The following is an 11,766-nucleotide window of genomic DNA, read 5'->3' as shown; positions in this document are numbered from 1 at the left end:
GGGGGCGATGATAATGAAAATAAATAAATATTTTTATGGAGTTATGATTACTATAATTCTTGCAATTTTTGGCTACCATTATAAGTTAAATTACGATGTAGCAATTCAGCCGCCTTCACAGAAGTGGGCGAAAGAGGTTTTAATTCATAAAGGGGATATTAAAGGTCTGCCATCTATGACTAAGTTTAAAGATAATTATATTGTGGCCTTTAGTGATGGCATGAATATTAAACTTATATCCGTAGACCCTTTGGGAAAGGTTTTAAGGGAAAGTTCAATACCAGTAAATACGGAAGTACCACAAAATATAAATGCATTTGTTAATGAAGGTAGGTTAGTTTTAGCATACTTTATTCCAGGTGGAGATGGTGGTGAATTAAGAGTAGCGTATCTTGATGAAGGCTTAAATGTTTTGGATACCACTTCAATTCAGGGGTTACGTAGCTACATAAAAATCGATGATAATACTTTAGGTGCAGTATATAAAGAGAAAATTGATTTAATTAGCTTAAAGGAAAATAGATTAACTACAGTAAACACAGGGGAAGATACCTTCTTAGCTACTGTAGTTAAGTATAATAATAAAGAGTGTATAGTTTACACAAATTATTTTGGTGAGTTTAGCTATTTTTTCTTAGATAATGGAGTGCCATCGGAAATAAAAACAGGTGGTGCCATGAGCCCATCTAGCAGAGTAAGATTCTCAGCTATGACTTCTGTAATAAATAAGGATATAGTTACAAACTTAATTGAATATGTTTATAAAAGTGACTATACAGGATACAAGTATGTTTCTTTCTCAATTGAAACAGGAGAAATTTTAGGTAGCGGAGAATTTCCAATAAAAGATAAATTTGCAGAAAAGGGATATATTTATAATGGAGAAGGAGTCACCCTTGCAACTCCAGTGCCTTACAGAAATGACAAGGGAACTTTTTTTGTAAGCTCAACTAGGGACATGCCAAAAGGTAAAAATCAAACAGATATAATAGAAATGCCTATTGAAGGAAAATTAGGAGTAGCCTCAGATGTTGTATCGAGAACTAAATCAGTATCCATAAGTCCTGCGATTTATGAAGACACAGTAGCATTTGTAGATCCTATAAAAGAAGGAAGCGCTAAGCTGTATATTACGTCTACTAGAGAAGATTTTAAGAAAGCTAATAATAAGATTAGATTCGATGAAAAAGTACAAGCATTTGTGGAAACCTCTGAAGCCCTAGTATTTTCTCTAGCCTATGTAATAACCTATGGTATGATTTGGATAATTCCGTCAGTTACTTTATTTAGCTTAGTATCTTTAATAGAATATAGATTTTCCTATAGAGCTAGAAAATTAATATTTATTATGACTTACATTGTCACTGCTATAGTTAAGATCTTAGCTGTAAAGGGATCTTTCTTTAAAGGACTTCAAGGAATCCTTCCGCAGAACTTCACTTTTTTAGTTGGGGCCTCAGTTATGGCTACCATTAGTATAGTTTGTTTAGTATACGGATATTTAAACTATAAGGATGATTTGGAGAAGAATGTAATGGCTCTTAGCTATACTAAACCAATTTTTATTGATAGTTTTTTAACTTTAACATTATTTGTAGGTTTTATTAAATAAAATTTATATATTGACATAATTTTTTCTTTATCATATCATAATAATAAATATAAGATTAAATTAATGCTATGAAAAGAAGAGTATTAAGGAAAGTTTTCCAAAGAGAGCTGGGTTAGGTGAAAGCCAGTGAAAATAAACCTTGAGAACATGGCCTTGGAGCAGATTTCCTGAATGTTATTTAGGGGAATACGGTGGCAACCGATATATTGCAGGGTGATAAAACCGTTATAGGGGAGTCACTTACTAAGGTACTTATTGTGAAATAAGTATAAAATAGAGTGGTAACACGTATATTACGTCTCTATGTGGAAATATTTCCACATAGGGACTTTTTTTATTTTAATTTGTTATAGGGCTTTAAATTGATAACTAACCTATGAATAACTAAATACTAAAGAAACCCAAGGTAGATTCATAAATTAAGAATATTTAGTGTCCTATAAAGTTGAAAAGTAATTATAAAATTTTTAAGGTATCTGAAAATAAATAATAAGTCAAAGATGTGAAGGATATTTTGAGTTAGACAAGGAACCAGGTTCCACAGATAGCAGAGCTATCTAAGGGTTCTGTTGACGCAGTATAGCACAAAATAAACGAGGATACTGACTTACTTATTTTTTGAAGATACCTAATAGAGGAGGAAGAAAAATGAGTAAGAAACCATACTATATCACCACACCAATTTATTACCCATCTGCAAAGCTTCATATAGGAAACACTTATACTACGGTAGCAGCAGATGCAATTGCAAGATTTAAAAGATTTACAGATCATGATGTAATGTTCTTAACTGGAACAGATGAGCATGGTCAAAAGCTTCAAAGAATAGCAGAAGAAAAGGGCGTTACTCCAAAGGAGTATGTAGATGAAATTGTTGCTGGAATTAAAGATCTTTGGAAGCTTATGGATATAAGCTACGATAAGTTTATAAGAACTACTGATGATTATCATATTAGTGCAGTTCAAAAAATATTTAACAAATTATACGAGCAGGGAGATATCTATAAAGGATCTTATGAGGGCTGGTACTGTACTCCTTGTGAAGCTTTCTGGACAGAAACTCAGCTTAAAGATGGAAAGTGCCCAGATTGCGGCAGACCAGTAGAAAAGGCTAAAGAAGAGGCTTATTTCTTCAAAATGTCAAAGTATGCGGATAGACTTTTAGAATATATTGAGTCTCATCCTGAATTTATCCAACCAGAGTCAAGAAAAAATGAAATGGTTAATAACTTCTTAAAACCAGGTTTACAGGACCTATGTGTATCTAGAACCTCTTTTAACTGGGGAATACCAGTAGAGTTTGATAAGGGACACGTAATTTACGTTTGGATAGATGCACTTTCAAACTATATAACAGCTCTTGGTTATAATAGTGACAACACTGAGCTTTATAGCAAATACTGGCCAGCGGATGTTCACTTAATTGGAAAAGATATTTTAAGATTCCACACAATTTACTGGCCAATTATGTTAATGGCGTTAGACCTTGAACTTCCAAAACAAATTTTTGGACACGGCTGGCTTTTAGTTGATGGTGGAAAAATGTCTAAATCCATGGGCAATGTAGTAGACCCAGTGGTACTAGTGGAACACTTTGGAGTAGATGCAGTGAGATACTTCTTACTACATGAAATCCCATTTGGTTCTGATGGATTATTCAACAATGAAATTTTCATAAAGAAAACAAACTCAGACCTTGCTAATGACCTTGGAAACTTAGTTTCAAGAACAGTAACTATGATTGAAAAATACTTTGATGGAGTAATTCCAGCCCCAGATGAAAAAGAGGCAGTGGATGATGAGCTTATAAGACTTGCTCTTGAAGTTCCAGGAAAAGTAGAAAAAGAAATAGATAAATTAAAGGTATCTGATGCTTTAGATCACATTTGGACTTTAATTAGAAGAACAAACAAATATATAGATGAGACAACTCCTTGGGTTCTAGGAAAAGATGAGAGTAGAAAAGGAAGACTTGCTACAGTGTTATATAACTTAGCAGAATCTTTAAGAATCACTTCAGCATTACTTTCTTCCTTCTTACCATCAACAAGTGCTAAGATAAATAGTCAATTAGGTGTTGAGGTAGCTTCTTGGAACAGTCTTTCTGCCTTTGACGGAACTAGTGCAGGAACTAAGGTAAATAAGGGAGAAGTTATGTTCCCAAGAATAGATGTGGATGCAAAAATTGAAGAGTTAAACAAACTTTCTGAAGCTCAAAAACAGCCAGAAAGAGCTCCAATGACTCCAATTAAAGAAGAAATCACTATAGATGATTTTGACAAGATAGATTTAAGAGTAGTAAAAGTTTTAGAATGTGAGCCAGTGAAAAAGGCTAAGAAACTTTTAAAACTAAAAGTAGATTTAGGTGGAGAAATCCGTCAAGTAATATCTGGAGTAGCAGAGCACTACAAGCCAGAAGAGTTAGTAGGCAAAAATGTAATTCTAGTTGCAAACTTAAAACCTGTAACTTTAAGAGGCGAACTATCTCAAGGAATGATACTTTATGGATCAACAGATGATGATAGTAAATTACTAGCTACAAATCCAGGAGATTTACCAACAGGGTCTATAGTAAGATAATTACTAATTAGCCACAGTTATAAAGAGTTAATATTATAATTATGTTAGAAAGAAAAGTTCTAGTAAAAGCTAGAGCTTTTCTTTTTTACAATGAATTTAGCTTTGCCTTCATGAAGGTATAAAAATTTGTTGATATTATAATTGTTTTAAATATTTAGAGTTTAACCCTCTTGAATGCTTAGATTTTTTTCTATATAACTACAGGCAAATTTAAATGAATTATTAAAGTTGGTTTTGGAAATATTAGAAACAGAGTGAAACTAATACATATATAAAGAATTTAAAGGAGTGTTTTTAAAATGAAAAGTTTAGTAGGAAGTAAAACTGCTGATAACTTAGCCAAAGCCTTTGCCGGTGAATCTCAAGCAAGAAATAGATATACCTTCTATGCTAAGGTTGCCCAAAAGGAAGGACATATGCAAATTTCTAACGTGTTCTATGAAACTGCTGATAATGAGAGGGCTCATGCTTATATATTCTTTGATCTTTTAGTTAAAGGTCTTGGTAAAAATCAAATACATGTAGATGCAGATTATCCAGTAGCTTATGGAGATACCTTAGAAAACCTAATGGCAGCTGCAGAAGGAGAAAAGGAAGAGTGGGGCACTGCTTATCCAGAGTTTGCAAAAATAGCAAAAGAAGAGGGTTATCCTGAAGTAGAATTTGCTTTTAATAAAATATTAGAAGTTGAAAAAGGCCATGAGCAAAGGTATTTAGATTTACATGAAGCTCTTAAGAATGACAGATTATATAAAAGAGATACAGCTCAATATTGGAAGTGCATAAACTGCGGTTACATTTATGAAGGAACTGAGGCACCAAAGGCATGTCCTGCATGTAAATACCCTCAAGGATATTTTGAAATAATGTACGATACAAAGGAATAATTTCTAGATAAGTGGAGATAATTAGAATAGATACTCAAATTAAAGAAGTTTCTAACATCCCCCCATACTATAAGTCCTATTTTCAGTAGATATAGGACGATTTAACCCCTAAGCTATAAGAGATAATCCCCCTCTTATAGCTTATTTTTAATTTCATGTTATTGGCAAGTGTAATAAAATAAAGCAAACCTTTTATTTTATATACTCACTACTTCTATTTTTAAAATAAATAGGTTTTAACCCCAGACTCTCAGCGATTTGGAAGCCTTTATCTAAGTTGAGGCCTATAGAATCAACAGTGTGAGCATCAGAACCTATGGTAACATAGTTTCCCCCAAGCTCTTTGTATCTTTTATAAATACTTACAAGACTATTTAAAGACTTAGCCATGCCTAGCCTACGAGTATTAATTTCTAGAGAGATATCATAATTGATGCAAAGCTTTATAATTTCATCAATGTAATCACAATAATCATTATAGTAAATTTCCTTATCCTCGAAGGGACAGTATCTTGAAATAAAATCTATGTGACCTAAGGTATCTATATAACTATGAGTTTTTAAGGAAGCTATAATTTCTAGAAAATAGTCTCTAAATAACTCCACTTTAGTTTTTTCTCTATAAAGAGAAGCATCATATATATCAAAGCCATGAAGAAAATGCTGAGAGCCTATAACTTCATCAAAATTATAGGTATCTATGAGGTTTTTGTTTTCAGCTTCATAACCTGTGTCCATTCCAAGCTCAATGCCAAGAAGCAAAGAGGAGCTTTTATAGGGTTCATAGCTTTTAAAAAAGTCAGCTACAGGAAATTTAAATTTGTCCTTGTCAGGGTAATTTAAATCCATATGATCTGTAATAACTAATCCAATACCTAAAGCTTTAGCTTTATCAAGGGCATCTTTAATATTCATTTTGGAATCAGAAGAAAAACTAGTATGAATATGAGTATCAAATATCATAATTTCATCAACCTTTCAACCATTGTACTTAAACTAATTTGCATAGCTATAGGCTTTAAAAGCAATAATTTATTTTATTCATCACCAAAAGGCCTTAAGAAAACAAAGTAGGATTACAGTATAAATTAAGTTCTACCTTTAGTTCTCTATATTATAACAATAAATCACTAAATTTATTTTTAGTTATAGGCATTTGACAATCTTCTTTTACTGCACAATTTGTACATCCTACTAAGATTTTAATGTTGCATTTGTTTTTTTCACCATCAAAGTCATCTAAAAAAGTTCTAAAAAATACCTTAGTATTATTATGATTCATATGTAACTAAAGTTCAACTTAGTTAAATTAATATTTTTAAAGTGCAAATGAATGAGGTACCATTAATATTTATTCCTATAAACTCTAACTACGATTTTAAAGTTGCTTAGAGTTATCTTCAGAAAGTGTTGACTTTAAAGAAGTGAAAGTTATTTAAACAAGTAAATATGTTAAATAATGTTAAGTAAGTAAACAGCATAAGCGTAAACTATATTTAAATAGTTAAAAAGGTTTATTCATCATGTTATTCAAACCCTTACAAAGGGAGCTTGAAGCTTTTTAAGAATGAGAATCTTAAATCATTGCCACTTTATATACCTACAAAATATAACCCGAAAAACCAACCTTTTCTATAATTATGATGTTCAAGAACAGTTCTTTCTAATTCAATGATATACTCTTAACAATCATAACAAAAAAGTAACTATTTATGTTGCTAAAAGCTTTGACTTTCAATAAAAATATGTATATAGTTCCAAGTATAATTAAAAACAACTTATAAGTGGGGGAGAACAACAATGAAAAAAATTCAAGGGATTATAATAAGTTTATGAGGAAGCATATAAAATTAATTTCATTAGTTTTTGTTATTATTATTGGCGCATCTTTTTTCGCAATTAATAGCATAAGAAAACCAGTAAAAATAAATAAGGAATTCAATGATGCTATAATTAGCGAAAATCATAAGGATATAAAAAAGCTTACAAATGTAAGGATTGATGCAGAATATTATAAATGGAAAGCAATTAAGGGACACCTTATAAATCACTTAACCGGAAAGTTATATATAGATGAAGAAGAATATAACTTTTCCGCAGTAGAAGTCGGTGAGTCACCAAATAAATACTTATTTGGAACAGTGAAACATGAAGGAAAAGATGTCTTGTATCTTTATATGTTTGATGACATGAAAACAGTATTTTTAGGAGAAACCGAATTTCAATACTTTATTGCGGCTCCTGCAGCTACAATAGAGGAATATTTGAAGATTAAATCAAAGCTGCCAAAGTAAAGCAGTGAAAATTATGAGGTTTAAGATGCCAAATACAGAAAGAGAGTTTGCTTTAATATAAGCGGCTCTTTTTTGTGTTCAATAAATCACAAATTATAGTAAACAAAATTTTCCTTAATAGTTGCAATCTTAAAGTAGTAGTTTTATAATTTTTCATTATATATAGTATTTATAAGCAGGATAAAACCCACACTAAAAATAGTTTTTTAATCTAGGTAATTAAGATGGAGAGGTATCTCATAGGGGGCTAGTTTTTCTATAAGGAATTCCATAGAGGAATAAGGTAAAGCCCTATCTTTAGAACCTATAATAACTACAAAATGAACTTATTCATTATTTATCATAAGAGGAGGAATTTTCATGAAATACATAATTGGTATTTTAGTTGGAGCAGTTATTGGATATATCACTAACTGGCTTGCTATAAAAATGTTATTTAGACCCCATGAGGAAAAAAGAATCTTTGGCATAAAGGTTCCTTTTACCCCAGGACTTATACCAAAGGAAAGAAAAAGAATTGCTAAAAGTGTGGGAGAAGCTATTGGAGCTCATCTTTTAACAAAGGAAACTATCCTAAATTCTTTATGTAGTGACAAAATTAAAGAAGCCCTTTCAGGTTGGATAAAGGGAGAGGTAAAAAAGTTAGAAACTAGTGATTCAACCTTAGAAGAAAACTTAAAGTCTTTATTAAATGGACACTATGAAGAAATAAAGGGTGACTTAGAAAAAAATATAACAGCTATGGTAGTAGAAGAAGTTAAAGGCAACGAATTTAAAAACAAGGTAACTTCTATTGTAAGAAAAGAAATAGGAACCTTATTAAACAATTCTCCTAAAGCTGTTTTATCTTCACAAGCTTATGAAAATATAAGACTTAATTTGATTAATAATTTAAATGAAAGCATGGAAAATGGAGCTATTAAGGAAAATATCCTTAATTTAATTTCAGGTAAACTAGAAGGCATAAAGGAAAATACCTTAGAGGAAATAATTCCTCCTACAGTGATAGGTAACCTTAAGGTTTATATGTACAATAAGCGTCACGAAATAGGAAAGTACATACAAGGGGCTCTTAAAGAGGAAAAGTATGAGATTAAAATTAAAGGTATAATTAGTAATATCTTATCAACTCAACTTAACCCTATGATAGCAATGTTTGTAAACTCAGATACTATTTATAACAAAATAGTGGGTGGAGCCTCTGAAATGCTAGAAACTGAAGAAACTTTAGTAGATATTGTGTTAATTTTAAATGAAGTGCTAACTAAAGTAACTAAAACTAAAGTTATAGATATCCTAGAAAACATTCCTGCTAGTAATGAAGAACAAGAAAACTTAATTGGAGAAAAACTTTGGGAGTTCTTACTTAGCAATGTAAAAGAACATAAAGTGATTAACACTCTTATAGAAGGTGTTGAAAGTGATTTAAGTAACAGTGATACCTTAGGAGCTGTATTTAACAAAGCTGGCATAAACCTAGAAGAAGAATTAGTTAACTTTGTGGAAAATAAATTAGATATGTTCTTAGAAAGCTATGGATTGGAAAGTAGTATAAGTAAGTTTTTAACTAGTGGCTTACAAAGAATTTTAAATACTGAAATGAAATTCATTTTCCAAAAGGAAGGCAGAGATTTATCTTCTAAAATCTCAGCTATAACCTTAGATTTATATAGCACTTTTGTGGAAAATAAGGCATCGGATTTTATAGAGTTATTTAACATATCAAAGGTAGTAGAGGAAAAAATTAATGAATTTGAAGTTACTTATGCAGAAGAAATAATCTTGGAAATTGCAAGTAAGGAACTAAGTGCAATAACTTGGCTTGGAGCAGTTTTAGGAGCCGTTATGGGAATTCTAACACCAGTACTTTCCGCCCTTTATTAAAATATAAAATAAGGTAAATTAGCAGCTTTGAATAAAACTTGAAAAAGTGGACATAAATCATAATGAACTTATAGCAGAGTTGTGATTTATGTCCACTATAAGTTATAGTACAATTTCTGGACAAGTTTACTATAACAATATAAGTTTTAACAAGAAGTTAAAAGCTTTATTTAGGTATAAATTCCCACAGAAAATTATAGGATAAGTTTTTATGCTCAAGAAATAAAATTAGATTTATGAACTTTCAGAAGGTAAGGGAACCTTCATAGAACATTAAAATATTTAATTAGAATAGGAGAAAACCATGATATTTGATTCACATTCACATTATGATGATAGCCAATTTAATGAAGATAGAGATTTAGTTTTAAAGGAGATAAAAGAAAAGGGAGTAATAGGAGTTTTAAACTGTGGTTCAGATTTAAGAGGGCTCAATATGTCTATTGAACTAGCAGAAAAGTATGACTTTGTATATGCAGCTGTGGGAATCCATCCAGAATATGCTCAGGTAGTAGATGAAAATTTAATAGAGCAAATTAGGAACTATGCTAAAAATCCTAAGGTTAGAGCTATTGGGGAAATTGGATTAGATTACTATTGGGAAGAAAATCCTCCAAGAGAAGTGCAAAAAAAGGCCTTCAGAATGCAGATGGAAGCTGCTAGAGAACTTAATTTACCAGTGGTAATACATGATAGAGAGGCTCATCAAGATACTTTAGAAATTATGAAGGAATTTAGTCAGGTTAAGGGTGTAGTTCATTGTTTTTCGGGCAGTGTGGAGTTTGCTAAAGAGTGCTTAAAGTTAGGATACTATATAGGAATTACAGGAGTGGTTACCTTTAAAAATGCAAAGGTAATTAAAGAAGTGGTTAAGGCTGTACCAATTGATAAGCTACTAGTGGAGACAGATTGTCCTTACATGGCGCCTACCCCTTACAGAGGGAAAAGAAATCAATCAAATTATATTGAATATATAATTGATGAAATAGCAGAGTTAAAGGGAATAACCAAAGAAGATGTGGAAAAAAATACCATAAAAAACACAAAAACCTTGCTAAATTTAAAATAATCCATTATAATGTTAATTATTGGTAATACACTCAAAAATAGTAAATTAATTCTTTGGAACAGGAATATTAATTACATTTTTGAATATACATTAAAAAACACTTCAATTCCACCCAGAGAAGACTGATATCTATAGCATTAAAGGGAATTATTTATAATTCTATGCATGAGATGCATTTACTACAGTCAATTCAAGAGATAGAGTGCTAAAATTTGACACATAAACTAGGGTAATATATAATTGCTTAGTACTCTTGTCTAGGGGAGGTAATCTTTATGAATATCATTGCTAAAGATAAATTGAAAAAATATTTTTCAATTTGGCCTAAGACATTATTTATTGTAGCATTGGTTTTAATGTGTACAACAATTACAATTTTGAACTTAAGAAAAGACATAACAGTAGTTATAGACGGAAAGGAAACCAAGATAACTACCTTAGCTAAAAATCTAAATAAGGTTTTTGAAGACTATGGTATAAGTGTTGGTGAAAAAGATAAAGTTTCTATGACATTAGACAGTGAAGTAAAAGACGGAGATATTATATATATTAGTAAGGCCGTGGAAATTGAAGTGAATGTAGATGGAAAAGATTTAACCCTTGCTTCTGCAGAACCAACAGTTAAGGATTTATTAGCTGTTGAAAACATAACCCTAGAGGCAGAGGATAAAATTGTTCCAGCTTTAGAAAAGCCATTAGAGAATGGCATGAAAATTCAAATAACAAGAGTAAAAAGAGAAATATTAAATGAAGTTCAAGAAATTGCTTTTGAAACTGAAGTAAGAAAAAATAATGATCTAGCCGAAGGAACTCAACAGGTAGTTCAAGAAGGATCATCAGGAGAAAAAGCAATCACAACAGAGGTTGTGTATGAAGATGGTAAAGAAGTTAACCGCAAAGTGGTTGAAGAGAAAGTTCAAAAGAATCCAATAAAGAAAATAGTTAATATTGGTACACTTGGCGTTTTAAGACCATCTCGTGGAGGAGAAGTTTTGTACACTAAAAAGCTATCGTTTTCATCGACTGCATATACAGCAGACAGAGGTGATGCATCAGATAGAACAGCAACAGGTACAAAATGTAGACGTGATCCTAACGGATATAGCACAGTAGCAGTAGATCCAAGAGTTATTCCACTTGGTACAAAACTATATATAGAAGGATATGGTTATGCAATTGCAGAAGATACTGGTGGTGCTATAAAGGGAAATATAATAGATGTATATTTCAATACTTATTCAGAGATGATGAATTGGGGAAGAAGAAGAATAAACGTTTATATTATAAAATAGGAGAATAATCTCCTATTTTTTATTTTGCTATAAGGCTTTAATGATGAAAGTTTATTTTGCTCATGATGAAGTTCATTCAGGATGAACAAAATTCATCCTCAAAAAGTCTTAAGGCAACCAACATTTATTCACGTATAAGTTAAATCAT

9 protein-coding genes and 1 other annotated feature are annotated in these 11,766 nt (G+C 31.2%); of the genes, 7 read left to right on the top strand and 2 right to left on the bottom strand.

What is annotated here, in order from left to right:
* Positions 1-13 precede the first annotated feature (13 nt).
* The 3 genes from C661_RS0102250 to rbr all read left to right on the top strand — a co-directional run bounded on the left by C661_RS0102250 (position 14) and on the right by rbr (position 5,079).
* Entirely contained in the window at positions 14-1,612 is a 1,599-nt protein-coding gene (locus tag C661_RS0102250; RefSeq protein ID WP_017413671.1) for a hypothetical protein, read from the top strand.
* A gap of 59 nt (positions 1,613-1,671) precedes the next feature.
* Positions 1,672-1,918: a binding site (T-box leader), on the top strand.
* 342 nt (positions 1,919-2,260) lie between these two features.
* Positions 2,261-4,192, top strand: coding sequence for a methionine--tRNA ligase (gene metG / locus C661_RS0102245; RefSeq protein ID WP_017413670.1), 1,932 nt, complete (start codon positions 2,261-2,263; stop codon positions 4,190-4,192).
* Between the two features lie 299 nt (positions 4,193-4,491).
* The gene (rbr, locus tag C661_RS0102240) at positions 4,492-5,079 is read left to right on the top strand and encodes a rubrerythrin (protein WP_017413669.1); all 588 of its coding nucleotides are present in this window, start codon (positions 4,492-4,494) and stop codon (positions 5,077-5,079) included.
* Between the two features lie 192 nt (positions 5,080-5,271).
* Here the strand turns inward: rbr and C661_RS0102235 are convergent, their stop codons facing one another.
* Positions 5,272-6,042, bottom strand: a complete 771-nt coding sequence (locus C661_RS0102235; protein WP_017413668.1) for a histidinol phosphate phosphatase — start codon at positions 6,040-6,042, stop codon at positions 5,272-5,274.
* A gap of 151 nt (positions 6,043-6,193) precedes the next feature.
* Positions 6,194-6,361: a hypothetical protein gene (locus C661_RS23870; RefSeq protein ID WP_192812639.1), complete on the bottom strand. Its 168-nt coding sequence runs from the start codon at positions 6,359-6,361 to the stop codon at positions 6,194-6,196.
* A gap of 502 nt (positions 6,362-6,863) precedes the next feature.
* Between C661_RS23870 and C661_RS0102230 the strand changes: the two genes are divergently transcribed.
* The 4 genes from C661_RS0102230 to C661_RS0102215 all read left to right on the top strand — a co-directional run bounded on the left by C661_RS0102230 (position 6,864) and on the right by C661_RS0102215 (position 11,618).
* Positions 6,864-7,373, top strand: coding sequence for a hypothetical protein (locus C661_RS0102230; protein WP_192812638.1), 510 nt, complete (start codon positions 6,864-6,866; stop codon positions 7,371-7,373).
* 360 nt (positions 7,374-7,733) lie between these two features.
* Positions 7,734-9,257, top strand: a complete 1,524-nt coding sequence (locus C661_RS0102225; RefSeq protein ID WP_017413666.1) for a DUF445 family protein — start codon at positions 7,734-7,736, stop codon at positions 9,255-9,257.
* Positions 9,258-9,561: 304 nt separating this feature from the next.
* Entirely contained in the window at positions 9,562-10,326 is a 765-nt protein-coding gene (locus C661_RS0102220; RefSeq protein ID WP_017413665.1) for a TatD family hydrolase, read from the top strand.
* A 275-nt stretch (positions 10,327-10,601) separates the two neighbouring features.
* A complete protein-coding gene (locus C661_RS0102215; protein ID WP_017413664.1) occupies positions 10,602-11,618 on the top strand; it encodes a resuscitation-promoting factor in 1,017 nt (338 codons plus the stop codon).
* The last annotated feature ends 148 nt before the right edge of the window (positions 11,619-11,766 follow it).

The organism is Clostridium tunisiense TJ, assembly GCF_000300195.1.
Lineage (GTDB): Bacteria > Bacillota > Clostridia > Clostridiales > Clostridiaceae > Clostridium_J > Clostridium_J tunisiense.
Note: the sequence above shows the minus strand (reverse complement) of the source record. Positions and strands in the feature narration are given on the sequence as shown.

Bases quoted from the DNA above. Each gene is read 5' to 3' on its own strand.
- C661_RS0102215 (WP_017413664.1), top strand. From the start codon at position 10,602: ATGAATATCATTGCTAAAGATAAATTGAAAAAATATTTTTCAATTTGG.
- C661_RS0102220 (WP_017413665.1), top strand. From the start codon at position 9,562: ATGATATTTGATTCACATTCACATTATGATGATAGCCAATTTAATGAA.
- metG (WP_017413670.1), top strand. From the start codon at position 2,261: ATGAGTAAGAAACCATACTATATCACCACACCAATTTATTACCCATCT.
- C661_RS0102250 (WP_017413671.1), top strand. From the start codon at position 14: ATGAAAATAAATAAATATTTTTATGGAGTTATGATTACTATAATTCTT.
- C661_RS23870 (WP_192812639.1), bottom strand. From the start codon at position 6,361: ATGAATCATAATAATACTAAGGTATTTTTTAGAACTTTTTTAGATGAC.
- C661_RS0102225 (WP_017413666.1), top strand. From the start codon at position 7,734: ATGAAATACATAATTGGTATTTTAGTTGGAGCAGTTATTGGATATATC.
- rbr (WP_017413669.1), top strand. From the start codon at position 4,492: ATGAAAAGTTTAGTAGGAAGTAAAACTGCTGATAACTTAGCCAAAGCC.
- C661_RS0102235 (WP_017413668.1), bottom strand. From the start codon at position 6,042: ATGATATTTGATACTCATATTCATACTAGTTTTTCTTCTGATTCCAAA.